Origin of the sequence: Variovorax sp. UC122_21, assembly GCF_044056785.1 — a bacterium.
Lineage (GTDB): Bacteria > Pseudomonadota > Gammaproteobacteria > Burkholderiales > Burkholderiaceae_C > Variovorax.
This window is the reverse complement of the sequence record NZ_CP172004.1, coordinates 6,489,862-6,516,544: the sequence shown is the minus strand read 5'-3', so window position 1 is coordinate 6,516,544 and position 26,683 is coordinate 6,489,862. Positions and strand designations below refer to the sequence as shown.

25 protein-coding genes and 1 pseudogene are annotated in these 26,683 nt (G+C 69.0%); 13 read left to right on the top strand and 13 right to left on the bottom strand.

Going from position 1 to position 26,683, the window contains the following annotated elements; genetic code table 11:
* Positions 1 to 133: 133 nt before the first annotated feature.
* The 4 genes from creD (at position 134) to ACHMXE_RS43425 (ending at position 5,985) form a co-directional block, all read left to right on the top strand.
* On the top strand, positions 134 to 1,582 hold the full coding sequence (gene creD / locus ACHMXE_RS43440; protein WP_395349548.1) for a cell envelope integrity protein CreD: 1,449 nt from the start codon (positions 134 to 136) through the stop codon (positions 1,580 to 1,582).
* A complete protein-coding gene (locus ACHMXE_RS43435) occupies positions 1,579 to 2,895 on the top strand; it encodes a glycoside hydrolase family 3 N-terminal domain-containing protein (RefSeq protein ID WP_395349547.1) in 1,317 nt (438 codons plus the stop codon). Before creD ends, ACHMXE_RS43435 begins: the two co-directional genes overlap by 4 nt.
* A 13-nt stretch (positions 2,896 to 2,908) precedes the next feature.
* Entirely contained in the window at positions 2,909 to 5,293 is a 2,385-nt protein-coding gene (locus ACHMXE_RS43430; protein WP_395349546.1) for a penicillin-binding protein 1A, read from the top strand.
* Between the two features lie 80 nt (positions 5,294 to 5,373).
* A complete protein-coding gene (locus ACHMXE_RS43425) occupies positions 5,374 to 5,985 on the top strand; it encodes a hypothetical protein (RefSeq protein WP_209540241.1) in 612 nt (203 codons plus the stop codon).
* A gap of 1 nt (position 5,986) precedes the next feature.
* On the opposite strand, the gene creC is transcribed toward ACHMXE_RS43425, so the two are convergent.
* Positions 5,987 to 7,423, bottom strand: coding sequence for a two-component system sensor histidine kinase CreC (gene creC, locus ACHMXE_RS43420; RefSeq protein WP_395349544.1), 1,437 nt, complete (start codon positions 7,421 to 7,423; stop codon positions 5,987 to 5,989).
* Complete coding sequence (locus tag ACHMXE_RS43415) at positions 7,420 to 8,232, bottom strand: response regulator (protein ID WP_395349543.1); 813 nt, start codon at positions 8,230 to 8,232, stop codon at positions 7,420 to 7,422. Before ACHMXE_RS43415 ends, creC begins: the two co-directional genes overlap by 4 nt.
* 559 nt (positions 8,233 to 8,791) lie before the next feature.
* On the opposite strand from ACHMXE_RS43415, the gene ACHMXE_RS43410 reads away from it, so the two are divergent.
* Positions 8,792 to 9,766 (top strand): YcjF family protein, encoded by a 975-nt coding sequence (locus ACHMXE_RS43410; RefSeq protein ID WP_203203507.1) that lies wholly within the window; start codon positions 8,792 to 8,794, stop codon positions 9,764 to 9,766.
* Between the two features lie 4 nt (positions 9,767 to 9,770).
* On the opposite strand, the gene cueR is transcribed toward ACHMXE_RS43410, so the two are convergent.
* Positions 9,771 to 10,118, bottom strand: coding sequence for a Cu(I)-responsive transcriptional regulator (gene cueR / locus ACHMXE_RS43405; RefSeq protein ID WP_281081424.1), 348 nt, complete (start codon positions 10,116 to 10,118; stop codon positions 9,771 to 9,773).
* A 68-nt stretch (positions 10,119 to 10,186) separates the two neighbouring features.
* The gene (locus tag ACHMXE_RS43400) at positions 10,187 to 10,381 is read right to left on the bottom strand and encodes a heavy-metal-associated domain-containing protein (protein WP_057591827.1); all 195 of its coding nucleotides are present in this window, start codon (positions 10,379 to 10,381) and stop codon (positions 10,187 to 10,189) included.
* A gap of 146 nt (positions 10,382 to 10,527) precedes the next feature.
* Between ACHMXE_RS43400 and ACHMXE_RS43395 the strand changes: the two genes are divergently transcribed.
* Positions 10,528 to 12,786: a heavy metal translocating P-type ATPase gene (locus ACHMXE_RS43395; RefSeq protein ID WP_395349542.1), complete on the top strand. Its 2,259-nt coding sequence runs from the start codon at positions 10,528 to 10,530 to the stop codon at positions 12,784 to 12,786.
* Between the two features lie 7 nt (positions 12,787 to 12,793).
* Here the strand turns inward: ACHMXE_RS43395 and ACHMXE_RS43390 are convergent, their stop codons facing one another.
* The 5 genes from ACHMXE_RS43390 to ACHMXE_RS43370 all read right to left on the bottom strand — a co-directional run bounded on the left by ACHMXE_RS43390 (position 12,794) and on the right by ACHMXE_RS43370 (position 17,150).
* Positions 12,794 to 13,276 carry a GNAT family N-acetyltransferase gene (locus ACHMXE_RS43390; RefSeq protein ID WP_395349541.1) on the bottom strand — a complete coding sequence of 161 codons (483 nt, stop codon included), beginning with the start codon at positions 13,274 to 13,276 and terminating at the stop codon, positions 12,794 to 12,796.
* Between the two features lie 59 nt (positions 13,277 to 13,335).
* Positions 13,336 to 14,472, bottom strand: coding sequence for a sterol desaturase family protein (locus tag ACHMXE_RS43385; RefSeq protein WP_395349540.1), 1,137 nt, complete (start codon positions 14,470 to 14,472; stop codon positions 13,336 to 13,338).
* A 47-nt stretch (positions 14,473 to 14,519) separates the two neighbouring features.
* Positions 14,520 to 15,830: a beta-ketoacyl-[acyl-carrier-protein] synthase family protein gene (locus tag ACHMXE_RS43380; RefSeq protein WP_395349539.1), complete on the bottom strand. Its 1,311-nt coding sequence runs from the start codon at positions 15,828 to 15,830 to the stop codon at positions 14,520 to 14,522.
* Positions 15,827 to 16,117, bottom strand: a complete 291-nt coding sequence (locus ACHMXE_RS43375; RefSeq protein ID WP_209540253.1) for a phosphopantetheine-binding protein — start codon at positions 16,115 to 16,117, stop codon at positions 15,827 to 15,829. Before ACHMXE_RS43375 ends, ACHMXE_RS43380 begins: the two co-directional genes overlap by 4 nt.
* A gap of 160 nt (positions 16,118 to 16,277) precedes the next feature.
* Complete coding sequence (locus ACHMXE_RS43370) at positions 16,278 to 17,150, bottom strand: alpha/beta hydrolase (RefSeq protein WP_395349538.1); 873 nt, start codon at positions 17,148 to 17,150, stop codon at positions 16,278 to 16,280.
* 137 nt (positions 17,151 to 17,287) lie between these two features.
* On the opposite strand from ACHMXE_RS43370, the gene ACHMXE_RS43365 reads away from it, so the two are divergent.
* Together ACHMXE_RS43365 and ACHMXE_RS43360 are read left to right on the top strand one after the other, a co-directional pair.
* Complete coding sequence (locus tag ACHMXE_RS43365; RefSeq protein ID WP_093343640.1) at positions 17,288 to 17,977, top strand: response regulator transcription factor; 690 nt, start codon at positions 17,288 to 17,290, stop codon at positions 17,975 to 17,977.
* Between the two features lie 13 nt (positions 17,978 to 17,990).
* The gene (locus ACHMXE_RS43360) at positions 17,991 to 19,400 is read left to right on the top strand and encodes a sensor histidine kinase (RefSeq protein ID WP_395349537.1); all 1,410 of its coding nucleotides are present in this window, start codon (positions 17,991 to 17,993) and stop codon (positions 19,398 to 19,400) included.
* Between the two features lie 34 nt (positions 19,401 to 19,434).
* Here ACHMXE_RS43360 and ACHMXE_RS43355 read toward each other — a convergent pair whose 3' ends face one another.
* From ACHMXE_RS43355 to gstA, 4 genes and pseudogenes are all read right to left on the bottom strand, one after another.
* A complete protein-coding gene (locus ACHMXE_RS43355; protein WP_395353045.1) occupies positions 19,435 to 19,785 on the bottom strand; it encodes a GNAT family N-acetyltransferase in 351 nt (116 codons plus the stop codon).
* 129 nt (positions 19,786 to 19,914) lie between these two features.
* Positions 19,915 to 20,391: pseudogene (locus ACHMXE_RS43350) on the bottom strand (RidA family protein); the annotation flags it as partial.
* 45 nt (positions 20,392 to 20,436) lie between these two features.
* A complete protein-coding gene (locus tag ACHMXE_RS43345; protein ID WP_395349536.1) occupies positions 20,437 to 21,540 on the bottom strand; it encodes an alkene reductase in 1,104 nt (367 codons plus the stop codon).
* 235 nt (positions 21,541 to 21,775) lie between these two features.
* On the bottom strand, positions 21,776 to 22,384 hold the full coding sequence (gene gstA, locus ACHMXE_RS43340) for a glutathione transferase GstA (protein WP_395349535.1): 609 nt from the start codon (positions 22,382 to 22,384) through the stop codon (positions 21,776 to 21,778).
* A 177-nt stretch (positions 22,385 to 22,561) separates the two neighbouring features.
* Between gstA and ACHMXE_RS43335 the strand changes: the two genes are divergently transcribed.
* From ACHMXE_RS43335 to rsmG, 5 genes are all read left to right on the top strand, one after another.
* Positions 22,562 to 22,747 carry a DUF1328 domain-containing protein gene (locus tag ACHMXE_RS43335; protein WP_203203520.1) on the top strand — a complete coding sequence of 62 codons (186 nt, stop codon included), beginning with the start codon at positions 22,562 to 22,564 and terminating at the stop codon, positions 22,745 to 22,747.
* Positions 22,747 to 22,896 carry a hypothetical protein gene (locus tag ACHMXE_RS43330; protein WP_203203521.1) on the top strand — a complete coding sequence of 50 codons (150 nt, stop codon included), beginning with the start codon at positions 22,747 to 22,749 and terminating at the stop codon, positions 22,894 to 22,896. Before ACHMXE_RS43335 ends, ACHMXE_RS43330 begins: the two co-directional genes overlap by 1 nt.
* A 27-nt stretch (positions 22,897 to 22,923) precedes the next feature.
* Complete coding sequence (locus ACHMXE_RS43325; protein ID WP_209540259.1) at positions 22,924 to 23,808, top strand: transglutaminase family protein; 885 nt, start codon at positions 22,924 to 22,926, stop codon at positions 23,806 to 23,808.
* A gap of 170 nt (positions 23,809 to 23,978) precedes the next feature.
* Positions 23,979 to 25,931, top strand: a complete 1,953-nt coding sequence (gene mnmG, locus ACHMXE_RS43320; protein ID WP_395349534.1) for a tRNA uridine-5-carboxymethylaminomethyl(34) synthesis enzyme MnmG — start codon at positions 23,979 to 23,981, stop codon at positions 25,929 to 25,931.
* A complete protein-coding gene (rsmG, locus tag ACHMXE_RS43315) occupies positions 25,928 to 26,566 on the top strand; it encodes a 16S rRNA (guanine(527)-N(7))-methyltransferase RsmG (protein ID WP_395349533.1) in 639 nt (212 codons plus the stop codon). The genes mnmG and rsmG overlap by 4 nt, the downstream gene beginning before the upstream one ends.
* Positions 26,567 to 26,683 lie beyond the last annotated feature (117 nt).

Genomic DNA, 26,683 nt, shown 5'->3' with positions numbered 1-26,683 from the left:
AAGGCAATGGGAAGGCTTCTTGAAGTCCGCCGCGCTGTGTGAAGTCCGCGTGAAGTCGCCGCGCCGCCTCGCTTCACACGGGCTTCGGATCGCACGGCGAGCATCCGGTCCGTCGTCAACGAGGAGAGAAAACATGCTTCAACTGCTGAAGGATTCGATGCTGGCCAAGGTGGGCGGGCTGCTGCTCTTGGTGCTGCTGCTGTGCATTCCGCTGGCCGAGATCGACCGCATCAACAACGAGCGCGGCGACAGCCAGCGCGAAGCCGCCGCCGAACTCGCCGCCACCTACGCGGGCCCGCAGACCGTGGTCGGCCCGCTGCTGCTGGTGCCCTACGTCGAGCGCTGGATGGAGCCGCTGCGCGACGCGCAGGGCAAGGTGATCGGCCAGGAGGCGCGCAGCAAGGAGATGGCGCACGTGGTCTTCCCCGACAAGCTGCACATCGAGGGTTCGATGACGCCGCAGCAGCGCTACCGCGGCATCTTCAAGATCCCGTTCTACACGCTCGATGCCACCCTGTCGGGCGGCTTCGCGGCCTTCGATCCCGAGGCGGTCGCGCACAGCGAGCCCGGGTCGAAGATCGAATTCAAGGCCCCGCTGGTGGCCTTCAACGTGAGCGACCTGCGCGGCCTCGACGGTTCGCCCGCGCTGACGGTGAACGGCGCCGAGTTGCGGCTGCGCCAGCGCGTGCCCGGCCTGCCCGACGAATCCTGGTTCGCCAACGGCATCCACGCGCCGCTCGGCGGCGCGGCCCTGGCCGCATGGCAGTCGCGCGCGCCGCTGCCCTTCGAGATGAAGCTCTCGCTGGTCGGCCAGGACACCCTGTCGATGGTGCCGATCGCGGAAGAAACCAGCGCGCACCTGAAGTCGCCCTGGGCCCATCCGAGCTTCGGCGGCCGCTTCCTCGCGGCGCAGCGCGAGGTCACGCCGCAAGGCTTCGATGCACACTGGCGCGTGTCCTCGCTCGTGAGCTCGGCGCGTGAGCAGGTGCGCGTCGACCTGGCAGGCCGCGCCGACGCGACGGCGGCCTCGGCCAACGGCAATGTGCGCGCCAGCGCGCAGCCCTTCAACCCGCAGAGCTTCGACGTCTCGCTCGCGCAGCCGATCAACGTCTATTCGATGAGCACCCGCGCGGGCAAGTACGGCGCGCTCTTCATTGGCCTGGTGCTGATGGCGGCCTTCATGTTCGAGCTGTTCCGCAAGCTGCGGCTGCACCCGGTGCAGTACGGCCTGGTGGGCCTGTCGATCGCGATCTTCTTCCTGCTGCTGCTGGCGCTGTCGGAGAAGCTGGCCTTCTGGCTCGCCTATGCGGGCGCGGCCGGCGCGAGCGTGCTGCTGCTGGGCATCTACTTCGCCGCGGTGCTCGGCAGCAGGAAGCGCGGCGCCGGTTTCGCGGCCTTCGTCGCGGTGCTCTACGGTGCGCTCTACGGACTGCTGGCCTCCGAGAGCAATGCGCTGCTGCTCGGCGCGCTGCTGATCTTCGGCATGCTGTCGGCACTGATGCTGATGACGCGCAAGGTCGACTGGTATGCGCTGTCGCGCCGGCCCGAAGCCGCACCGGCGGCCCTCACCGATCCGGCATGAAAGCGCTGCGCGTCGCGCTCGGTGCCCTGGGCTGGCTGGCGCTGGTCGCTCTCTGCTTCTGGGCCTGGCACCTGAAGGATCCGCACCTGCGCTTCATGCGCGCCTGGGAAGCGCCGCTGCTGCTCGCGCTCGCGGGCGGCGGCGTGGCGATCGTCTGGCGCTTCGCGCGCCGTTCGCTGCGGCCGATGCTGCTCGGGCTGCTGTGCGCGGTGATGCTGTGCAGCGGGGCCGACGAACTGTCGAGCCGCCAGCGCCGCTCGGAAGTGCTCGCCGCATCGGACGCGCAGGCACGCAGGCTCGGCGCGCACTTCATCGTCGGCTACGAGAACGCCGAGATGCCGATGCTGCGCGAACTCGCGCGCCAGGGTTCGATCGGCGGCATCTTCGTGACCGGCCGCAACGTCAAGGGCCGCAGCGCAACGCAACTGCGCGAGGAGATCTCTAGCCTGCAGCAGTTGCGCACCGAAGCCGGTCTGCCGCCGCTGATCGTCGCGACCGATCAGGAAGGCGGCACCGTGTCGCGGCTCTCGCCGCTGATCGAACGCCAGCCGCCGCTCGCCACCCTGATCGATGCCGACGTGCCCGAGGACGAACTCGCGCAGCGCGCGCGTGCCTACGGCGAGCAGCAGGGCAGGGCGCTCGCCGCGCTGGGCATCACGCTCAACTTCAGTCCCGTGGTCGACCTGCGCACCGGCCGCGCGCCGGGCCGCTGGGACCTGCACACCCGCATCGACGAACGCGCGATCTCGGCCGATCCTGCCCTCGTCGCCGAGGTGGCGCGGGCCTACGAACAGGGCCTCGAAGCGGCCGGCGTGCAAGGCACGCTCAAGCACTTTCCGGGACTGGCAGGCGTGGCCGAGGACACGCACCATGCGGCCGGCTTCCTGCGCACGCCCGCAGCCCAACTTGCAACACATGACTGGAAACCGTTTCAAGAGGTGTCGGCTTCGACACAAGCGGCTGTCATGCTCGCCCATGTGATCGTTCCAGAACTCGACCCCGACCATCCGGCATCGTTCTCGCGCAAAATCGTGCAGTCCGTGATTCGCGGCGCGTGGGGGCACGAAGGCCTGCTCGTCACCGACGATCTCACGATGGGTGCAGCCTACGACCGGGGCCTGTGCAACGCCACGGTGCGTGCGCTGAATGCCGGCGTGGACCTGCTGCTGGTCGCCTACGACCACGACAAATACTTCGACGCGATGCACTGCGCGCGGCAGGCCGAGGGCCGCGGCGCCATCGACGCCGCCATGCTGGCCGCGAGCGCATCGCGACTGGCCCGGAACCCGCGCCTGCGCGGACTCTCTCAATAGCAGGACCTCCCTCATGTTCAATCCCTTCAAGCCCCGCTCACCCGACGCCCCCGAACCACCGCGCTGGCAGCGCATCGCCGTCTGGAGCGCCATCGTCGCGGGCTCGGGCGTGCTGGTGCTCGCGGTCGCGGGCGCCGTCGCCATCGCCCTGATCTCGCCGCGCCTGCCCGACAGCTCCGAACTCGCCGACTACCGGCCCAAGCAACCGCTGCGCGTGTTTTCGTCCGACGGCGAGCTGCTCGGCGAATTCGGCGAGGAGCGCCGCAACCTCACGCCCTTCGCGGCGATCCCCAAGGTCATGAAGGACGCGGTGCTCGCGGTCGAAGACGCGCGCTTCTACGACCACGGCGGCGTCGACTACAAGGGCTTCGTGCGCGCGGCGGTGGCCAGCCTCAAGGGCGGACGCAAGCAGGGTGCCTCCACCATCACGATGCAGGTGGCGCGCAACGTCTACCTGAGCTCCGAGCGCACGCTGAGCCGCAAGGCCTACGAGATCCTGCTGTCGCTGCGGCTCGAGCAGCAGCTGACCAAGGACCAGATCCTCGAGATCTACATGAACCAGATCTACCTCGGCAACCGTGCCTACGGTTTCGCCGCGGCATCGGATGCCTACTTCGGCAAGCCGCTGGCCAACATCACGATCGCCGAAGCCGCGATGCTCGCGGGCCTGCCCAAGGCACCGGGCACCAACAACCCGGTGGCCAATCCGCGCCGCGCCCGCGCGCGCCAGCTCTACGTGATCGACCGCATGCAGGAGACCGGCTTCATCACCGCCGAGCAGGCGGCCGAGGCCAAGAAGGAGGAACTGCACCTGCGCGATGCCGCCGACCCGAACCGGCTGCATGCCGAGTTCGTGGCGGAAACGGTGCGCCAGATGATGCACGCGCAGTACGGCGACAGCATCTACACCAGCGGCATGAAGGTCTACACCTCGCTGGTGGCGGCCGACCAGTCGGCGGCCTACCGCTCGCTGCGCCGCGGCATCATGGACTACGAGCGCCGCCAGCCTTACCGCGGCCCCGAGAAGTTCGTCGACCTGCCCGACGATCCGAAGGAGGTCGACGAGGCGGTCGACGACGCGCTGGCCGAGCATCCCGACAACGGCGACGTGATCGCGGCCGTGGTGCTCGAGGCCTCGCCCAAGCAGGTCAGCGCGGTGCGCGCGAACGGCGAGGCGATCGAGATCACGGGCGAAGGCCTGCGGCCCGCGCAGTCGGGCCTGGCGGCCAAGGCGCAGCCCAACATCAAGATTCGCCGCGGCGCGGTGATCCGCGTGGCGCGCACGGCCAAGAACAACTGGGAGATCACGCAGTTGCCCGAGGTTGAGGGCGCCTTCATCGGCATGGACCCGCGCACCGGCGCGATCAAGGCGCTGGTCGGCGGCTTCGACTACAGCAAGAACAAGTTCAACCACGTGACGCAGGCCTGGCGCCAGCCCGGTTCCAGCTTCAAGCCCTTCATCTACTCGGCCGCGCTCGAGAAGGGCTTCACGCCCGCCACCGTGGTGAACGACGCGCCGCTGTACTTCGAGCCCGGCGCCAACGGCGGCCAGCCCTGGGAGCCGAAGAACTTCGACGGCGGCTTCGAGGGCCCGATGCCGCTGCGCACCGCGCTGATGAAATCGAAGAACCTCGTGACGATCCGCGTGCTGCAGTCGATCGGCGCCGACTACGCGCAGGACTGGATCACGCGCTTCGGCTTCGACAAGGACAAGCATCCGGCCAACCTGCCGATGGCGCTCGGCGCGGGCTCGGTCACGCCGCTGCAGATGGCCGCGGGCTATTCGGTGTTCGCCAACGGCGGCTACCGCGTCAATCCCTACCTCGTGACACGCGTGACCGATGCCAAGGACAAGGTCCTGATGGAAACCGAGCCGGCGGCGCTCGACGAGAGCAACCGCGCCATTCCCGCGCGCAACGCCTACCTGATGGACTCGCTGCTGCAGAGCGTGGTGCGCAACGGCACCGGCTTCAAGGCCTACCAGGCGCTCAAGCGCGACGACCTGTTCGGCAAGACCGGCACCACCAACGATTCCTTCGACACCTGGTTCGCGGGCTTCCAGCCCACCATGGTCGGCGTGACCTGGATCGGCTACGACACGCCGCGCCAGCTCGGCGTGCGCGGCGAGACCGGCGGCAGCCTGAGCCTGCCGATCTGGACCGGCTACATGCAGACCGCGCTGCGCGGCGTGCCGGTGACGCAATTGCCCGAGCCGCCCGGCCTGGTGCACGTGGACGGCGAGCTCTACTTCGACGACTACGCGCCGGGCCGCGGCGTCGCGAGCCTGGGTCTCGAGCCCGAGGCCGCGCCCCAGCCGGTCGAGGTGCTGACCGGCGTGCCGATCGGCGCGCCGCCGCCGCCCGAGGAGCGCAACCGCATCCTGGACTTCTTCCGCTAGGGCCGCGGGCGACGGGGGCCGCGCCGGGGTCTCTACACTCGGCGCACTCCCTTTCTTCCCGTCAGCCCGTTCCCAAGTCCATGGAAATCCTCACCCTGGTGGCGCTGATCGCCATCGGCGCCTACCTCCTCAAGTCCCACGACCAGCGCCGGCGCATCGCGCTGCTGGCAAGCCACCTGGGCAACTATCAGATCGAGAAGCTGATGGAAAACCTCACCGAGGGCTACCTGCGCTGCCTCGGCGAGGACGATCCCGAGCGGCGCCAGCAGGTCTGGGGCGTGCTCGACGCGACCGAGGCGCGGCTCGCGGCCCAGTTCGCCAATTTCGCGGCCGAGTTCGCGCGCGTCGATGCCGCGCAGACGCGCGTGAGCACCTCGCCGCTGGCGACGCTGCCCTATGCGCACCTGCTGTTTCCACGCGAGACCTTCGACCTGCGCACGGCCTTCGCGATCCATGCGCGCGGCATCAACGAGGTGATGCACAACCGCGCCGGCCGCAGTCCCAAGGACAAGGCCTACATGCTGTCGGCCGAGCTGTTCCTGATGCAGCACACCTGCCACTGGTTCTGCAAGTCGAAGATGGTGGCCTCGGCGCGCATGCTGGCGCGCCACAAGACCCCGTACGAACAGCTGATCGCCTCGGTCAGCGAAGGCACGCGGCGCGACTACCTCGCGCTGATCGGGCGCCAGTAGCTCAGGACGACAGCAGCGGCAGCGTGAGCGTGGCCACCGCGCCGCCGCGCGTCGCGTTGCCGAGCTCGATGCGGCCGTGGTGCAGCGCGGCGATCTCCTTGACGAAGGCCAGGCCCAGCCCCGTGCTCTTCTTCTGGTTGTGCGGCCGCGCGAGCGAATAGAACTTCTGGAAGACCTTCTCCTGCGCGTAGTCGGGAATGCCCGGCCCGCGGTCGCGCACGCTCACGCGCGCCAGCCGCGAGGTGGTCTCCAGCGTCATGCCGACCTCGCTGCCGGTCGGTGAGAAATCGATCGCGTTGTCGAGCAGGTTGCTGATGGCGCGCCGCAGCAGGAAGGGATCGCCCTCGACCGAGGCCTCGGCCCGGATGTCCACCTGCACGCGGATGTTGCGCTGCGCCGCGGCGCTGCGGGCGCTGATCGCGATGTCCTCGATCAGCGAAGCCAGCGCCACCGGCTCCGTGCGCTCGAGCGCGCGCCGGGTCTCGAGCGCGGTCAGCTCCATCATGCGGTCGACGATCTCCTGGATGCGCTGGGTCTCGCGCGCGATGTTGGCGAGGAAGCGCTCGCGCTCCTCGTGCGGCATCGACGGTTCCTGCAGCAGCTCGGCCGCGCCGCGGATCGCCGACAGCGGGCTCTTCACCTCGTGGGTGAAGGTCTGCACGTAGTCGGCGACATAGTTGCGGCCGGTCAGCGTGTCGCGCATCTCGCTGAAGCCGCTGCGCACCGCATCGACCGCGCGCCGCGCCATGCGCCGCAGGCTCAGGCTGCGCTGCGCGCGCACCCAGCCCCAGTAGTCGCGGATCAGCCCGAAGGGCCGCACCAGCCAGACCGAGACGATCACCGCGAGCAGCAGCAGCGCCAGCGCCGAACCCACGCCGACCCAGATGGTGCGCGCCCGCGCGTCCTCCACGAACTGGCCGAAGCTCTGCACCGGCTTGCCCACGCTGACCATGCCGACGATCTCGTTGTTCCAGCGGATCGGCGCGCCCACGTACATCACCGAGGTGCGCGGATCGACGTCGACGTCGCGCGAGGTGCGCGCGCCGTAGAGACCGGCCAGCGTGCGGCTGACGTCGCTCCATTTCGAATAGTCGGCACCCAGGTGCCGGCCGAGCGAATCGAACATCACGCGGCCGCCGCGGTCGGTCACGTAGACGCGCAGCTCGACCCGGTTCTTGTGCAGGTTGTAGATCTGGGCCGAGAACTCGCGCGCGTAGAGCGTGCGGAACAGCGGCTCGAGCCGAGCGGTGTTGATGGCACCCGCGATCACGTCCTGCTCGACCAGGCTGGCCACCAGCTGCGAGGTCTCGACCAGCGACTCCTCGGCCGACTCGCGGTAGCGCGGATCGATGTCGGAGACGACGCGGTACAGCAGGAAGGCGATGCCGATCGTGTAGATCAGCAGGATGCCGATGAAGATGCGCGTGCGCCGGGTCACGAGATCTTGGTGGGCAGTTCTTCGTTGAGGGCGTAGCCGGTGCCGCGCAAGGTGCGGATCGGCTCGACCTCGGGCGCGATCGCCTTGAGCTTGGCGCGCAGGGTCTTGATGTGGGCATCGACGGTGCGGTCGAAGCTCTCGCTCGCATCGTCCCAGACCCGCTCGAGCAGCTCGTCGCGCGTGAACACGCGTCCCGGGCGCTGCACCAGCAGGCGCAGCAGACCGTATTCGTAGCGCGAGAGTTCGAGCAGCCGGCCGTAGTAGCGGATCTGCATGCGCTCCTGATCGAGCACGAAGGGCTGGCTGGGCGCTGGAGGGGTCTGAGGCGCCGCAGGCGCCGACTGGGGCGCTGCGCCATGGGGGACCCCCTGTCCGGACGCGCCGGCGCCGCCAGGCGCTCCTGAGGGCCCGGGCGCGCCGCGTGCGCTGCGCCGAAGGATGGTGCGCACGCGCGCCACCAGTTCGCGCGGCGAGAAGGGCTTGGCCACGTAGTCGTCGGCACCGAGCTCCAGCCCCACCACGCGGTCGATCTCGTCGCTGCGCGCCGTGAGGAACAACATCGGCACCTCCGGTCCGCCCATGGCCTGGTTCAGCGTGCGCAGCCGCTTGAACAGCTCGAAGCCGTTCATGTCGGGCAATCCCACATCCAGTATCGCCAGCGCCGGCGCCTCCTGCGCGAACTGCGCCAGCGCGTCTTCCGCCGTGGCACACCAGACCGGCGTGAAACCGTCGCTCTTGAGCACGTACTGGAGGGTGTCGGCGATGCCCGATTCGTCCTCGGCGATCAGGATCCGCGGTTTGAAGCTCATCCGGCGATGGTAGCGAGCGCCGCGGGGCGGACGCCAGCGACGTCGACGGCGTTGCAACGGCGCGCGGCCTTCGGACTTTTTTCGGGCGCGACCTTCGGTCTCTCTCTATTTCTTATTCTTCTTATTCAAATTAGTAGTAGTAGATAAGGGTCCACCCCTTCTGTGGACAGGCCGTTTTTTTCGTTATGTGACAAGCACTTGTCATACAGCGGTCACTGTGCGCAGCCGTGCTTCCGTGCTGTCGCGGCCAAAGGGACAACCTGGCGCATCCGTCCGGCCCTGTGGATAACCACCTGCTTGTGCCAGAACTCTCCCCAGAGTTGTCCTTTGACAGCCTTCCGGAAATCTGCGAAAGGCGTTTTTCGGGTGAGGAAATTCATTGCCTATTTTTTAAGCGGTCTGTAGATTCCCCATAAAAATCAATAACTTGCCGCGCCCCTACAAAGTAGTTCTGTGGTTATCCACAGAGTTGCACCCGCTTTGTGGGGAGAACGCGCGGCGGAACCTTCCCCCGGTCTTCCGACCGAACTTCGTCCTTCACCTTGTGGAAATTCCAGCCGTGACACCTTCCGAAACCCAGGCCATCGTGACCCTCAGCCTGCTGGCTGCCTTCGTCGACGGCGAAAAGCACGAACGCGAGCGCGCGGAGATCAAGCGCATTGCCGAAGGGCTGTCGCAGACCGACGGCCTGAACCTGCCGACGCTCTACCAGGACGTGCTGATGAAGCGCGTCTCCCTGCCGTCGGTGGCGGCGCAGCTGCAGAGCACCGAGGCGAAGCAGCTCGGCTACGAGATGGCGGTGTGCGTGTGCGATGCCGACGGCGCACAGTCGCAGGCCGAGCGCATGTTCCTGACCGACGTGCGCACCTCGCTCGGGCTCGATGCCTCGGCGGCGCAGTTCTCGAACCAGGCCGAGGAGATCGCGGCGGCCGGGGCGGTGGCCGGTGCTTCTGCGGGCGCCGTGGTGGCCGCGGCGCCGGTGCCGGCCGTCGCGGCGGGCGCGTCGCCGCTCACGCCCGACAGCGCCGAACTCGACAAGTCGATCCTCAACGCCGCCATCCTCAACGGCGCGCTTGAGCTGCTGCCCGAGACGCTGTCGACCATGGCGATCATTCCGCTGCAGATGAAGCTGGTCTACCGCATCGGCAAGGCGCACGGCTACGAGCTCGACAGCGGCCACGTCAAGGATTTCATCGCCACCGTGGGCGTGGGCCTGACCTCGCAGTACCTCGAGCAGGCCGGGCGCAAGCTGCTGGGCGGACTGCTCGGCAAGGTGGGCGGGGGCCTGCTGCGCGGCGTCGGCAAGCAGGCCGTGAGTTCGGGCATGAGCTTCGCCACGACCTATGCGCTGGGCCATGTCGCCAAGCGCTACTACGCGGGCGGGCGCACGCTGTCGACGCAGATGCTCAAGGACGCCTTCTCGGGCGTGGTGCAGGAAGGCCAGGGCCTGCAGTCGCGCTACCTGCCGGCGATCCAGGAGAAGGCCCGCACGCTCGATGCGGGCAAGGTGCTGTCGCTCGTGCGCGGCGCCTGAGTCGTCAGGCGGTCTTCGACAGATCGTCGAGGATCGGACAGTCGGGCCGCGCATCCCCGTGGCAGCAGTGCACCAGGTGGGCCAGGGTGCTGCGCATCGATTGCATGTCGGCGATGCGCTGTTCCAGTTCCTCGAGGTGCTTCTGCGCGATGCGCTTCACGCTCGAACTCGTGCGCCGGCGGTTGTGCCACAGGCCCACGAGCTCGGCGATCTCCTCCATCGAGAAACCCAGGTCGCGCGAGCGCTTGATGAAGCGCAGCGTGTGGATGTCGGCCTCGCCGTACTGGCGGTAGCCGCTGTCGGTGCGCGCCACCGCGCTCAGCAGGCCCAGGCCCTCGTAGTGGCGCACCATGCGCGCGGAAACGCCCGACAGCCGGGCGGCCTCGCCGATCGCCACGGGGCCGTGCGTGACCGGCACTGTCACTGCACCCGGTAGCCGGCGTTCTCGATCGCCGCCACCAGATCCTGGCGCGGCTGCTGGCTCAGCACGTCGACATGACCGGTCTCGAGATCGACCGTGACCTGGGCCTCGGGGTCGACCGTCTGCACCGCGTTCTGCACGGCGTTCACGCAATGTCCGCAGCTCATGCCCGCGACCTGGAATTTCTGGCTCATCGTTTCTGCTCCTTCGTGGATGGAAAGGGGGCGTTCGCCCGTTCGGAAACCGCAGTCTGAACCTTGCCACGATGTCAATGTCCAGTCCAGGGACTCTTTTTGCCGCGCTTGACCTTGCCATGGTGTGAAGCTTTAGCCTTCGAACCATGGAAAACGTACAAGAACGGCCGTTGCCGAATCTCACGCTCGACCTCTCGGTCGGCGGCATGACCTGCGCGTCCTGCGTGATGCGCGTGGAGCGCGCGCTCAAGGGCGTGCCCGGCGTGCAGGACGTCGCCGTGAACCTCGCGACCGAATCGGCGCGCGTGGTGGCGCAGGCGCAGGGTGGCGAGGACATCGATGCCCGGCTGCGCCGCGCGGTGCGTTCCGCCGGCTACGAGCCGCGCGCGGCGGCCGATGCGCAGGAGGAAGCCGCGGCGCTGTCGCCCTGGCACGGCTTCGGCCCGGTGGCGGTCGGCCTCGCGCTGTCGGCGCCGCTGATGCTGCCGATGGTCGGCGAGTTCTTCGGCCGCGACTGGATGCTCGACCCCTGGCTGCAGCTGTTGCTCGCGACACCGGTGCAGTTCTGGCTCGGCGCGCGCTTCTACCGCGCCGGCTGGCATGCGGCGCGCGCGCTGACCGGCAACATGGACCTGCTGGTCGCGCTCGGCACCAGCGCCGCCTACGGACTCTCGCTGTGGCTCTGGTGGCGTTCGGCCACCGGCGAGCATGCGGGCCACGCGATGGCGCCGCACCTGTACTTCGAGGCCTCGTCGGTGGTCATCACGCTGGTGCTACTGGGCAAGTGGCTCGAGGCGCGCGCCAAGCGCCAGGCGACCTCGGCGATCCGCGCGCTGCAGCAGCTGCGGCCCGAGGTGGCGCACCTGGTCGGCCCGCGCGGCGAGAGCGACGTGCCGCTGGCCGAGGTGCTGGTGGGCGACCGCCTCGCGGTGCGTCCCGGCGAACGCGTGCCGGCCGATGCGCGCGTGATCGAAGGCGAGTCGGAGGTCAACGAATCGATGCTGACCGGCGAGCCGCTGCCCGTGCCCAAGGGCCCGGGCGACCCGTTGACCGGCGGTGCCGTCAATGGCGACGGCCGGCTGGTGGTCGAGGTGCGCGCGGTCGGTGCCGAGAGCGTGCTCGCGCGCATCATCCGGCTGGTCGAGGACGCGCAGGCCGCGAAGGCGCCGATCCAGCGGCTGGTCGACAAGGTGGCGGCCATCTTCGTGCCGGTGGTGCTGGTGATCGCGCTGCTCACCTTCGGCGGCTGGATGCTGCTCGGCGGCGCCGACATCGAGACCGCGCTGATCCACGCGGTGGCGGTGCTGGTGATCGCCTGCCCCTGCGCGCTGGGCCTGGCCACGCCGGTGGCGGTGATGGCGGGCACGGGCGTGGCGGCGCGGCGCGGCATCCTCATCAAGGACGCGCGTTCGCTCGAACTCGCGCACCGCGTCGACACGGTGGCCTTCGACAAGACCGGCACGCTGACGCTGGGCCGGCCGGTGCTGACCGCGCTCGTGCCCATCGCGCGGGCCGTCGATGCCGATGCGCTGCTGGCCGTGGCCGCGAGCCTGCAGAGCGGCAGCGAACATCCGCTGGCGCGCGCCGTGCTCGTGGCCGCCGCCGATAAAAAGCTGGCGGTGCCGGCGCTGCGTTCGATGCAGGCCATGCCCGGCCGCGGCGTGCGCGGCGAGGTCGAGGGCGAATTCGCCGGTGCCTGGGCCCTCGCGAGCCTGCGCTGGTGCCGCGAGCTCGATGCCGATGTCGATGCCGCCGAGGTCGACCGGCTGCAGGCGCAGGGCGCCACGGTGTCGGCGCTGCTGCGCTTCGATGCCAGTGGCGCGGCCGAGGCGCTGGCGCTGCTGGCCTTTGCCGACGAGCCCAAGCCGCAGGCGGCCGAGACCGTCGCCGCGCTGCGTGCGCGCGGCCTGCGCGTGGTGATGATCTCGGGCGACAACCTGCGCGCCGCGCGCGCCATGGCGGCGCGGCTGGGCATCGCGCCCGAGGACGTGCGCGCCGAAGTGCTGCCGGCCGACAAGGCGCAGCAGGTGAGCGCGCTGCGCCGCGACGGCCACGTGGTCGCGATGGTGGGCGATGGCGCCAACGACGCGCCCGCGCTCGCGGCCGCCGACGTGGGCATCGCGATGGCGCCGGCGGATGGCGGCACCGACGTGGCGATGGAGGCCGCGGGCATCACGCTGATGCGCGGCGATCTCGCGCTGGTGGCGCAGGCGCTCGACCTCTCGGGCCGCACCGTGGCCAAGATCCGGCAGAACCTGTTCTGGGCCTTCGCCTACAACGTGGCGGGGATTCCGTTGGCGGCCTTCGGGCTGCTGAGCCCGGTGGTGGCCGGGGCGGCGATGGCGCTGTCGAGCGTGAGCGTGATGGCCAACGCCTTGCTGCTGCGGCGCTGGAAGGGTTCCTGAAACCCTGTCAGTCGAGCAGCAGCGCCATCAGGTGATCGTCGATGTAGTCGGCTTCGCCGGCGCGCTTGTAGAACTTGCGCAGCGTGCCCTCGCGCTCGAAGCCCAGCTTCTCGTAGAAGCGCAACGCGGGTGCGTTGTCGCCCTCGGCATAGAGCTCGATGCGCTTGACGCCGGCCGCGCGCAGTTGCTCGATGGCATCGCTCACCATGGCCAGCGCCACGCCGCGGCCATGGAAGGCCGGGTCCACCGCGAGCGTGCCGAGGCAGGCGACGTGCGCCACTCGGCCCGGGTAGCGCGTGGCGCGGTAGAAGCCGGCCATGCGGCCGTCGACCTCCCAGATGTGGAAGCAGCCGCTGCGCACCAGTTCCTCGTGGATCGGCTGGAAGTCCGCGAGCGGCATCGGGTCGTAGCCGAGGAAGCGCACGACCTTCTCGTGCATGTAGAGGGCATGGACGGCAGCGAGGTCGCGGGAAGTGGCAAGTCGGCGCACGGTGGCTCCATGGTCGGTGTGGGTCTGGGGCCCGCAGGATAGCAATCCCGCGCCGCAGCTCAACCCGCCGCGAACAGGATCGCGCCGGCCAATGCCAGCAGCAACGCCTGCGCGGGCCAGGCCCAGCGCAATCGCAGCCGCGCATCGAGCACCGCGCCCACGGCCCAGAAGCCCGCGACCGTCAGCGTCAGCAGTTCGAGGCCGGTGCGAAAAGCCATGTCGTCCGCGCGCCAGAGAAAGGCCAGCGTCATGCCGACCCAGCCCGCGAAATGCAGCGTGGCCGCGATCGCGCGCGCACGGCCGACCGGCGGGTCGTCGAGGGCGGCCGCCGCCTCGAGCGAGAAGTCGGGTTCGGGAAAACGCGCCGCCACGTCGGCCGGCCGCCAGCCCGGCGACTTCCAGAACACGCCGAGCTTGTCGCGCCAGCGCCGCGTGTACCAGGCATCGCGCACGAGCGGCGCATAGGGACCGAGCACCGCGCGCAGCGGATCGAAGCCCGCGAGCGGCTTGCGCGTGCCGTAGACGCAGCGCTCGCGCTCCTCGGCGAAGGTGCCGAACAGGCGGTCCCACACCACCAGCATGCCGCCGTAGTTGCGGTCGAGGTAGTCGTCGTTGACGGCATGGTGCACGCGGTGGTTCGAGGGCGAGGAGAACACGCGGTCGAACCAGCCGAGCTTGCCGATGTGTTCGGTGTGGATCCAGAACTGGTAGACCAGCACGATCAGCCCCGCGAGGCCGAACTGCTCGGGCGGCACGCCCACCACGGCCATCGGCAGGTAGAAGGCCCAGCCGAGGAAGGCGACCATGCTCTCCTGCCGCAGCGCGGTCGAGAAGTTGAAGCGCCGGCTCTGGTGGTGCACCGCATGCGCGGCCCAGAACAGCGCCGACTCGTGCCCCGCGCGATGCAGCCAGTAGTCGCAGAAGTCGAACAGCAGCACTGCGGCGATCCAGCCGAGGGCGCTGTCCCAGAAGCCCGCGTCGGTGCAGAGCGCGACATGCGGATAGACCAGCGCGTAGAGGCCGATCTGGAACAGCTGCGTGCAGACCGCGAGCGCCTGGCTCAAGAGGCCCTGGCTCAGGCTCGCGACCGTGTCGCCGAAGCGGTAGGTGTTGCGCCGCTTGAGCCAGCCCCAGGCGAACTCGCAGGCCATCAGCAGCACGAACACCGGCACGACGAGAACCACCAGCCGATGCACTGCCTGCCTTGAGCCTTCCTGCGCGCGAAAAAAAATTCAGCGAAGTTTCAGCGAGATGGTGCGTCGATGCGTCCCGCGACGAGCACGGCGTTGGTGCCGCCGAAGGCGAAGGAATTCGACATCGCCCAGCGCATGCCGGGCATCGCGCGTGCCTCGCCGCGCACGAAGGCCAGGTCGAAGGCTGCGTCGGGCTCGCGCAGGTTGGCGATCGGTGGCACGGCCTCGTGCGCCAGCGCGCGCAAGGTCGCGACCAGTTCGATCGCGCCGCCGCCGCCGAGCACGTGGCCGTGGATCGCCTTGGTGGCGCACACCGGCGTCGCGCTGCCGAACACCTCGCGCACCGAAGCGGCCTCGGCCGCATCGCCGGCGATGGTCGCGGTGCCGTGGGCATTCACGTGGCCGATCTGGGTGGCATCGATGCCCGCGTCGCGCAGCGCCGCGCGCATCGCGCGCACCTGGCCCGCGCTGTCGGGGTTGGTGATGTGCGTGCCGTCGCAGTTGGTGGCGTAGCCGGCCAGCACGTAGGACGCACCGTCGCCCGTGTCGCCTGGGTCGGCCGCGCCGCGCGAACGCGCATGCGCTTCCGACTCGAGCACCAGCGCAGCGGCGCCTTCGCCGAGCGCGAAGCCCGCGCGGTCGCCCGAGAAGGGGCGGCAGGCGGTCTCGGGCGCGCCGGCCGGCGGCGCGGCCATCACGCGCATCGCCTGCCAGCTCGCCATCACGCCGGGCGTGAGCATGGCGTCGTGGCCGCCGACGATGGCGACATCGATCCAGCCGCCGCGGATGGCGCGCATCGCCTCGCCGATCGCCACCGCCGAGGAGGCGCAGGCGCAGGCATAGGCGATGGCCGCGCCGTGCGCGCCGAAGTGCAGCGCGAGTTCGGCCACCGCCGCGTTGGGCATCACGATGAGCACGGTCGTCGGCCGCATGCGGCGTTGCTCGGCGTAGAGCGCCTGGGTGGTGTTGTCGAAGCTGCCCGCGCCCGCGAGGCCGCTGCCCCAGAAGATGCCGAGCCGTTCGGGATCGACGCTGTCGCGCGTCAGCCCGGCTTGCGCCGCGGCATCCTGCGCGGCCGCGAGCGCCATCGCGGTGCCGCGATCGAGCGGCAGGCGCGAGGTGCTGCGCACGCCGTTCGAGTCGAAGTCGCAGGCGGCCACCGGGATCTCGACGCTGTCCATGCCGGGGATCGCGAGCGTGTGCGAGCGCACGGCCGAGCGGCCATGGAACAGCGCGTCGTCGAAGGCCTCGAGCGTGCGGCCGATGGGCGTGACGAAGCCGATGCCGCTGACGCGCACCGGCGGCGCCGCGATGCGCTGTGCCGAGGCCGCGATCACCGCATGTTCGACACCGCTGCTCATGCGTGCGCCGCCTCGGGTGCATGCACGGCACCCACCGTCGCGGCGCTCTCCGCATCGATCACTTCGCACAGGCGCTGCAGCGTGATGCCCGCTTCGCGCGGATCGAGCCGGTCCTCGGGAATGCGCAGGTGGAAGGCGTCCTCGACCGCGAAGACGAACTCCATCAGCGCGAGCGAGTCGAGGCCCAGGTCGGCGAGCGCGGTCTGCGGCGCGACCAGGTTCGCTTCGACGTGGAAGTCGTTCTCGAGGATGCGCGCGATGCTGTTGAAGGTGGGCGAAGTGGACATGGGGCTTGATCCTTTCAGGCGAAGCGTGATGCACGATCGTCGTGCGGGAGTGCCATCGGTCGGCGCTGCGAATGCAGGGAAGGCACGCGTCGCCGTGTCACCTTGCGTGGTTCATTGTGGAGTGGGATCGATGGCATCGCGGTGGCGAACGCATTCCTTTTCAGGAAGCCTTCAGAGAGGAAATCGGGGCATCGGCGCCCGTGCCATGCGCGACCTCGTCGGCGAACGCGACGGTCTCGCGCACCACCTGCTGGCGGTCGTTGTCGATGGTGATCATGTGGTAGCTGTTGCTCACCACGACGCTTCGGAACGATCGGCAGCGCAGGCCGCGCGCGAGGATCTCGAGGTTGGCCACGCTGGCCACTTCGTCCTGCTGCGCATGCAGCGCGAGCACGCGGTCGCACTGCACGCGATGCAGGTTGGCGCGCACGTGGCGGATCAGCCGATGGTGTTCGCGCAGGTGACTCACGCCGATCACCGAGCTGCCGGCGCGCGAGATCTTGCGGTGCCGCAGTTCGCGCTCGATCCAGGCGCGCACGCGTTCGTTCTTCACGCCGTAGGGCGGGCGTTCGCGGTACTGCCAGAAGCGGCCCAGCGGCGTGTAGTAGGCCAGCGGCAGCAGCACCTGCGTGCGCGGGATGGCCCAGCCGTCGAAGCGCAGCGTGGTCGACATCAGCACCAGCGCATCGACCGCGTCGCCGCAGCGGATGGCGGCGCCGAGCGCGAGCGACGAGCCGGCCGAGATGCCCACCAGCAGCACGCGCTCGTGCGTCTCGCGCAGGGCCGCGACCTGGGCCTCGATGCTGTCGAGCCAGTGCTGGAAGGGCGCGGCCTGCTGCATCGGTGCATTGGCGTCGAAGGAGTAGCCGGGGATTGACATCGGATGCACCGCGTAGCCGCCGTCGCGCAGCGCGGACTGCACGGTCAGCAGTTCGTCAGGTGTGCTGCACAAACCATGCAGCAGCACGACCGCGGTGCGTTGCACCGCGGGGTGCACGAAGCTCAGCAGGCCGGAGGGTTCGCGTGCGCTCATGACGATGCGGCCCCGATGAAAAGGGCCCGTGCGGCGATGGGCTGTCGTATGCTCATGCCGTGTTTATCGCGTGTCGTACTGACCGCCTGCTGACCCTCCCGCGAGCAAGAATAGGCACCTCAACCCACTCGAAAATCATGCGAATCCTGCTAGTCGAAGACGATGCCGTGCTGCGCGACGTGATGCTTCGCAGCCTCGCGGACGCCGGTCACCGCGTCGATGTTTCCACCAACGTCGAGGACGCCGACCACCTGTGGCGCGTGCAGCCCTTCGATGCGGTGCTGCTCGATCTGAACCTGCCCGCCACCGCGAGCGCGACCAGCGGTCTCGCGAGCGGACTCACCGCGCTGCGACAGGCGCGCGCACGCGGCGACCGCACGCCGGTGCTGGTGCTCACCGCGCGCGGCCGCACCGAGGAACGCATCGCGGGCCTCGATGCCGGTGCCGACGACTACCTCGGCAAGCCCTTCGACCTTGCCGAGGTCGAGGCGCGTCTGCGTGCGCTCGTGCGGCGCGCGAAGGGCACCGAAGACATCGTGCTGCTGGGCCAGCTGAAGCTCGACCGCAAGGCACGGCGCTTCTCCACCGCGAGCGGTCCGCTCGACCTGCCGGCGCGCGAGTTCGAAGTGCTGTGGGAACTGATGAGCCCGCCGGGCCGCACGGTGAGCAAGCGTGCGCTGTCCGACAAGCTCTCGAGCTTCGACGAATCGCTGGGCGACAACGCGCTCGAGGCCTTCATCTCGCGGCTGCGCAAGAAGCTGGTCGGTTCGGGCGCGAGCATCCGCACCCTGCGCGGCATCGGCTACCTGCTCGAAGCTGAAGTCTGAGCGCGCCGCGACCGTGAGCGACAGCGAAACAGCGCACGCGCGGACCACGCCCGGACCGTCGCGCGCGGTGCCCACGCTCACGCGGCGCGTGCTGCGCAATGTGCTGGTGCCGCTCGCGCTGAGCTGGATGGTGGGCGCGGTGATCGCGCTGGTCATCGCCAACTACTTCTCCGAGCAGGCCTTCGACCGCGGCATGCTCGACGACGCTTACGCACTGTCGGCCAACGTGCAGGCGGGCGAGCGTGGCATCGAGCTGCTGCTCACGCCGCGCGAGGTGGCCACGGTGCTGTTCGACCAGATCGACAAGGTCAACTTCTCGGTGCAGCGGCTCGACGGCACCTTGATCTCGGGCGCCGACGACCTGCAGGCGCCACTGCCCGTGAATGGCGCGCGCTACCGCTTCTCCGACGTCACCTACCAGGGCAAGCCGATGCGCGCGGTGGTGCTCGAGCACGATGCCGAGCCCGGCGTGGCGATGCCCTATCGCGTGGTGATCGCGCAGACCACGTTGAGCCGCACGGCGCTCGTGCGGCAGCTGCTGGGCTATGCACTGGCGCCGCAGGTGCTGCTGCTGATGCTGCTCGCCGTATGGCTCTGGCATGGGATCCGCAGCGATCTGCGCCCGCTCGGCGACCTGCAGCAGGCGCTCGATCGGCGCGATGTGCGCGACCTCTCGCCGGTGGCGGTGGTGCGGACCTCGCGCGAGCTGCAGCACCTGGGCGAGGCGGTCAATGCGCTGTTCGAGCGGCTGGGCCACAGCGTGCGCGGGCAGCGCGAATTCGTCGGCAACGTGGCGCACGAACTGCGCACGCCGCTCGCGGGCATCCGCGCGCTGGCCGACTACGGGCTCGCGCAGCAGAAGCCCTCGGTGTGGCGCGAGCAGCTCGAGCAGGTGGCCAAGAGCCAGGAGCGCGCGAGCCACCTGATCGATCAGCTGCTCGCGCTCGCGCTGGCCGACGAGGCCAGCACCAGCCTCGAGACCGCGCCCGTGCGGCTCGATGCGCTGGCCGAGCAGACGGTGCTGCGGCACCTCGCGCGCGCCGATGCGCGCGGCGTGGACCTGGGCGCACGCGGCCTCGACGACAGCGTGACGGTGCAGGCCAACGAGGCCCTGGTGGAAGGCATCCTCGACAACCTGATCGACAACGCGTTGCGTTATGGCGGTCGCACCATCACGGTCGAGGTCAGCGGCGAAGTGCTCAGCGTGATCGACGACGGACCCGGCATTCCGCTCGATGCGCAGCGCCTGTTGATGCAGCGCTGGGCGCAGGGTCCGGCGGGGCAGAAGCTGGGACAGGGCTCGGGACTGGGCCTGTCGATCGTGGCGCGCTATGCGGAGCTGCTCGGCGCCGAGCTGCGGCTTGCGGCGGCCGAGCCGACGGGCTTGAAGGTCAGCGTGGATTTCACGCGCAGGGCCTCGTAGCCGCAACGAATGCGCGCGCGCTTCGGCGCGGTGTTCATCGCAGGGCCTTGCGCAGGAAGACGCGCGTGCGGTTCTCGAGCACCAGGCGCCGGTACTCCACATAGCCGATGCGTTCGTAGAGCGCGCGGTTCTCGCTCATCTTCTCGTTGGTGAACAGGTAGATCGAATCGAAGCCCTGGCGCAATGCTTCGCGCTCGGCGAGTTCGAGCAGCATGCGGCCCGCGCCGCTGCCCTGGTGCTTCGGCTGCACCGCGATCACGTCGATCAGGAAGCCTTCGTCGGTGATGTCGAGCACGAGCGCGGCCGCGATCTCGGTGGCATCGGTGGCATCGGCGGCGACCCAGACCTGTTGCAACTCGATGGCGCTTGCGTAGTCCTTGCCCATCGGCAGCGGCACGACCGGCAGGCGCGGCAGGTAGACGCTGAAGGCGGCGATCGCGCAGTCGCGGATCGCGGCGGCATCGGCCGCTTCGGCGCGGCGCACGGTCCAGCGCGGCGCCTCGTTCATTTCGGCGATCTCCACCTCGGCCTCGATCTCCACCGGGATGTTGAACGGCAGCTCGGCCATGCCGACCGCGCTGCGCGCATGTGCGCCGACCTCGGGCCCGAAGAGCTCGAGCACGAGGTCGGAGAAGCCGTTGATGACCGAGGGCTGGCGGTCGAAGCCCGGGGCCGAGGCGACCATGCCGAACACGCGCGTCCAGGCCGTGATGCGGTCGAGGTCGCCGAGCGCGCGCTGCAGGCTGCCGAGCATCGCGAGCGCGGTGAGGCGCGCGGCCGTGTAGCCCTGTTCCACGTCGAGCTCGCGCCCGAGCTTGCCCAGCGGCGCGGCGATGCTGCCGTCGGGATTGAGAGGGCCATGACCCGAGACGAAGGCGCGCCGCCCGACGATGCGCACGAAGCGAAAGGGCAGCACCACGCCCGGTGGCGGCTGGACGGCGGGCGGAAGGACGAGGCCGCGCGCGGCCAGCTGGTTCTCGATCTGCGACATGGCGCAACGGTACCCGAAAGCACCATGCGCCGGTCGCCCGCGGGCTCAGGCCAGCGCGGGGTAGTCGGTGTAGCCCTTGGCGCCGCCGCCGTACAGGGTGGCCTTGTCGAGCTCGTTGAGCGGCGCGTGCTCGCGCAGACGGCGCACCAGGTCGGGGTTGGAGATGAAGGGCTTGCCGAAGGCCACGAGGTCGTCGCCTTCCTTCACGGCCTCTTCCGCGAGCGGGCGGTCGTAGCCGTTGTTGACCATCCAGGCGGCCTTGCCGCCGGCCTCGCGGTAGGCGGCCTTGAGCGCTTCGTAGTCGAAGGGCCGGTCGGCGATCTCGCGCGGGCCGCCGGTGGCGCCTTCGATGATGTGGATGTAGGCGAGATCGAGCTTCGCCAGTTCCTTCACCACGTAGGTGAACAGTGGCTGCGGGTTGCTGTCGTGCACGTCGTTGGCGGGCGTGACCGGCGACAGGCGGATGCCGGTGCGGCGTGCGCCCACGGCGTCGGCCACGGCGCGCGTGATCTCGAGCAGGAAGCGCGCGCGGTTCTCGATGCTGCCGCCGTAGTCGTCGCCGCGCTGGTTGCTGCCGTCCTTGAGGAACTGGTCGAGCAGGTAGCCGTTGGCGCCGTGGATCTCGACGCCATCGAAGCCCGCGGTCTCGACCGCGTTGCGCGCGGCGGTGGCGAAGCCGTGGACGATGCCGGGGATCTCCGCGGCGTCGAGCGCGCGCGGCTCGGAGGTCTCGGTGAAGGTCGGCACCCCGTCATGGATCAGCACGGTCTTGGTCTTGGCGGTGATGGCCGAGGGCGCCACCGGCTGGCCGTTGTCGGGCTGCAGGCTGGTGTGCGAGACGCGGCCCACGTGCCACAGCTGCACCACGATCTTGCCGCCCTCGGCATGCACGGCGTCGGTCACCTTCTTCCAGCCATCGAGCTGCTCGGTGCCGTAGAGGCCGGGCACGTCGGCATAGCCCTGGCCCTGCTGGCTGATGGCGGTGGCCTCGGTGATCAGCAGGCCGGCACTCGCGCGCTGTGCGTAGTAGGTGGGCGCGAGCGCGGTCGGGATGGCATTGGGCGAGCGGTTGCGCGTGAGCGGCGCCATCACGATGCGGTTGGCGAGCTTCAGGTCGCCGGCTTGGACGGGGTCGAAAAGGGTGGACATGGCCGTGGCTCTGGGTCGAGTGGGTTGAAGGGACGGTGTGAACAGCGAAAGAAGCGCAAGGGTAGGGGTGGGGCCTCAACCCTGCTGCCACGGGGTTGTCGTCTTGGTGCTAGGCGATGTGTCGGTGCAAATGCAATCGGGTGGCATTGCCCGGGCGTTCGCAGAAAAGCGAACGGCCGGCGAGTCGCCGGCCGTCGAGGGGCGAAGCGCGGCGTTGCGCTCCGGCGGTGCGGAATTACTTCAGCAGGCCTTCGGCCTTCATCGCTTCCTGCACGGCGGGACGCTCGCTCACGCGCGTGCGCCAGGCCTGGATGTTCGCGAAGCCCGCGAGGTCCACGCCGGTGGGCTTGGCCCAGTTGGTCACGGTGAACAGGTAGCCGTCGGCCACGCTGAACTGGTCGCCCATCAGGTACTGCTTGTTCGCGAGTTCGCCGTCGAGCCAGGTGAAGCGCGAAGCGAGCTTGTCGCGCGCGATAGTCTTGGCTTCCTCGGGCATGGCCGGGTTGAACAGCGGGCTGAAGCCCTTGTGGATCTCGGTGCCGATGAAGGTCAGCCACTCCTGCAGGCGGTAGCGCTGCATGGTGCCGGCGGCGGGCGCGAGGTTCTTGGTCGGCACGAGGTCGGCGATGTACTGCAGGATCGCGGGGCCTTCGCGCAGGCGCGTGCCGTCGTCGAGTTCGAGCATCGGCACGTAACCCAGCGGGTTGATGCCGTAGTAGTCCGTGCCGTCCTGCAGCTTGTGGCTCTTGGTGCTTGCGAGCACCGGTTCGAAGGCGAGGCCGGCTTCGTGCATTGCGATGTGCGGCGAGAGCGAGCAGGCGCCCGGCGAGTAGTACAGCTTCATGCGAAAAACTCCAATCGATCGTTGAAATGGTTCTTTGGAACGCACCGGATGCTAGCGGGTTTGGGCTGCGCGGGTTTGTCCTACGGGTGCTTGGGCTCGGTGACTATCGGGGCGCCGAGCACCGCTTTCTATTCTTCGGGCACCGAGGGCTGCGACCCGCGGCAAAGGAGTCACTCGATGTTGAAGTACGCCATCATTTTCGCGGTCATCTCCCTGGTGGCCGGCCTGCTGGGTTTCGGCGGCGTCGCGGCGGGCGCCGCGGGCATTGCCAAGGTGCTGTTCGGCCTGTTCCTCATCCTGGCAGTGATCTTCATCGTGCTCGCCGCACTGGGCGTGGGCGCGGTGAAGAAGGCGCTCGACTGATGCACCGGCACCGGTCGGTGCGCTGGCCGCGCACGCGCTCGCTGGGCCAGCTGCTGCAGAGCCCCGCGCATTGCGTGCTGCGGGTGCTGCTGGTGACGCAGACGCACTGGCAGCTGCCCGAACACCGTTCGCGCCGAAGGCGCGCCTGAGCCAGGCGAAGAGGGAAGGGGAGCCCCATGCACATCTCGCACATCGAGGCGCAGCTGGACTATGAAGTCGGCGCGCCGGCCCATCTGCTGCTGAACATCGAGGCGGCCCGTGCGGGCGCGCAGGCGGTGATACGCGAGACCCTCACGATCGAGCCGGCGGCCGAGGTGCAGGTGTTCTGCGACGAGGCCAGCGGCAACCGCTTCCTGCGCTTCGACGTGGCGCCGGGCCCGCTGAAGATCGCCTACACCGCGACCGTGCAGCGCACTCAGGTCGACGTACCGCACGACCTGCCCGAAGTGCCGGTCAACGAAGTGCCCGACGAAGTGCTGCACTACATGATGCCGACGCGCTACTGCGAGTCGGACCTGATGGCGCGCTGCGCCTACCAGCTCTTTGGCGACCTGCCGCCCGGCATCGGCCGCGTGCAGGCGATCGTGGACTGGATCCACGACAGCATCACCTACGAGTCGGGCAGCACCGACTCGACCACCACGGCGCGCGAGGTCTTCGTGCAGCGCGCCGGCGTGTGCCGCGACTTCGCGCACCTGGGCATCACCTTCTGCCGCGCGCTCAACATCCCGGCGCGGCTGGTCGTGGGCTACGTGGCTTTCGAGGAACCGCCGCAGGATTTCCATGCGGTGTTCGAGGCCTGGCTCGGCGGACGCTGGGTGTTGTTCGACGCCACGCGCATGGCTCCGGTCGACCGCCTCGTGCGCGTGGGCACGGGACGCGACGCGAAGGACGTGGCCTTCTGCACGATCTTCGGCAGCGTGAGCATGCGCGACAAGCAGATCGTGGTGACGGAACTGCAGGACCAGAGCGTGGCACCGCCCGTGGAACCGCCGGCCAGCGGCGCGCTCCTGGGCATCGAGAAGCCCGTGCCGGTGGTGGAGTTGGCCACCTCCGCTTGACTCCGTATAGTTTGCTATCAAAAACATAGCAAACTATCGAGTCCCATAGGGGCCTGGCGGGCTTTTAGAGTCGCACAACCAGCTTGTCCCCACAGTGGGCGCGAGCAGGGTGGGCCGATTAAAATCATGGCCCTCCTTTGCGCCGCGCACGCGTCAGTGCGCCCCCTCTCATGCTTTATCCCGAAGAATTCGACGTGATCGTCGTCGGTGGCGGCCATGCCGGCACCGAAGCCGCGCTCGCTGCCGCCCGCATGGGCGCGAAGACGCTGCTGCTGTCCCACAACATCGAGACGCTGGGCCAGATGAGCTGCAACCCCTCGATCGGCGGCATCGGCAAGGGCCACCTGGTGAAGGAAGTCGACGCGCTCGGTGGCGCGATGGCGATCGCCACCGACGAGGCCGGCATCCAGTTCCGCATCCTCAACTCGAGCAAGGGCCCGGCCGTGCGCGCCACGCGCGCCCAGGCCGACCGCGTGCTTTACAAGGCGGCGATCCGCCGCCGGCTCGAGAACCAGCCGAACCTGAGCCTGTTCCAGCAGGCGGTCGACGACCTGATGGTCGAGGGCGATCGCGTGGTGGGCGCGGTCACGCAGGTCGGCATCGCTTTCCGCGCGCGCACCGTGGTGCTGACCGCGGGCACCTTCCTCGACGGCCGCATCCATGTCGGCCTCGACAACTACCAGGCCGGCCGCGCCGGCGACCCGCCGGCCGTGAGCCTGTCGGCGCGCCTCAAGGAACTCAAGCTGCCGCAGGGCCGGCTCAAGACCGGCACGCCGCCGCGACTCGATGGCCGCAGCATCGACTTCTCGAAGTGCACCGAGCAGCCCGGCGACGGCATGCCCGGTGGGGCAGGGCCGATGCCGGTGTTCAGCTTCCTCGGCAAGGTCGAGATGCATCCGCAACAGATGCCGTGCTGGATCACGCACACCAATGCGCGCACGCACGAGATCATCCGCTCGGGCTTCGACCGCAGCCCGATGTTCACCGGCAAGATCGATGGCGTCGGTCCGCGCTACTGCCCGAGCGTCGAGGACAAGATCAACCGCTTCGCCGACAAGGACAGCCACCAGATCTTCCTCGAGCCCGAGGGCCTGACCACCAACGAGTACTACCCGAACGGCATCTCGACCAGCCTGCCTTTCGACATCCAGTACCAGCTGGTGCGCTCGATGCCCGGGCTGGAGAACGCCCACATCCTGCGTCCCGGCTACGCGATCGAGTACGACTACTTCGATCCGCGCGAGCTCAAGAGCAGCTTCGAATCCCGCGCGATCCAGGGCCTGTTCTTCGCCGGGCAGATCAACGGCACGACCGGCTACGAAGAAGCGGCGGCCCAGGGCCTGTTCGCCGGCATCAATGCCGCGCTGCAATGCCGCGGCGAAGACGCCTGGCTGCCGCGCCGCGACGAGGCTTATCTCGGCGTGCTGGTCGACGACCTGATCACCAAGGGCGTGACCGAGCCCTACCGGATGTTCACGAGCCGCGCCGAGTTCCGGCTGCAGCTGCGCGAAGACAACGCCGACATGCGGCTGACCGAAGCAGGGCGCAAGCTGGGCCTGGTCGACGATGTTCGCTGGGATGCTTTCAGCCGCAAGCGCGACGCTGTTTCACGTGAAACAGAGCGGCTCAAGTCGATCTGGGTGAACCCGCGCAACCTGCCGGCCGCGGAGTCGGTACGGGTGCTCGGCAAGGCGATCGAGCATGAATACAACCTCGCCGACCTGCTGCGCCGGCCCGATGTGAACTATCAGACCCTGATGTCGCTGGACGGCGGCAAGTACGGTGCCGAGGCCCAGCTCAGCGAAACCGAGATCGAGCAGATCGAGATCTCGGCCAAGTATTCGGGCTACATCGAGCGCCAGAACGACGAGGTGGAGCGCGCCGCCCACTTCGAAAGCCTCAAGATGCCGGCCGATTTCGACTATGGCCAAGTCAAGGCCTTGAGTTTCGAGGTGCGCCAGAAGCTCGCGAAGCACAAGCCAGAGACCTTGGGCCTGGCCTCGCGCATCTCGGGCGTGACGCCGGCGGCCATCTCGCTGCTGCTGATTCACCTGCGCAAGGGCGGCCACAAGGCCTTTTCCGCGACCAAGGAAGCAGCCACCGAGCCGCAGTCGGCCGAATGACGGCGACGATCGAACGGCTGCGCGCGGGTGCGGAGACGCTGGGCGTGGCCTTGTCCGAACGCCAGGCCGAGCAACTCACGGCCTATGGCGCGCTGATGCTCAAGTGGAACAAGGTCTACAACCTCACGGCGCTGCGCGATCCCGACAGTGTGCTGACCCACCACCTGCTCGACAGCCTCGCCGTGATTCCGCCGCTGCAGCGCGAGTGGGCAGGGCAGGGCAAGCTGCTCGACGTGGGATCGGGGGCCGGATTGCCGGGCGTGGTCATCGCGATCCTGCGGCCCGACCTCGACATCACCTGCCTCGATGCGGTCGCAAAGAAGATGGCTTTCGTGCAGCAGGTGGCGGGCGAACTGGCGCTGCCCAACCTGCGCGGGCTCCACGCCCGGGTCGAGAAGCTCGAAGGCCGCTTCGATTTGATCAGCTCGCGCGCTTTCGCGTCGCTGCCGGATTTCTTCTCGGGCTCCTCGCATCTGCTGGCCGACGGCGGCAAATGGCTTGCGATGAAGGGCAAGAACCCGGCCGATGAACTCGCCGGACTGCCGGCCGAAGTCGCAGTGTTTCACGTGGAACAACTGACGGTGCCCGGCCTCGACGCCGAGCGTTGCATCGTCTGGGCGCGAAAACAGGCCTGATCCGCTCCCTGCGAGACGGCGGCGCCCGCTGTCTTGCCAAAAGAAAGGCGCGGGCCACGCGAAACCGGCCGTTCGGCCAATCGCCGCGCCACCTGCCTCGCTTAGACTCGACGGCTC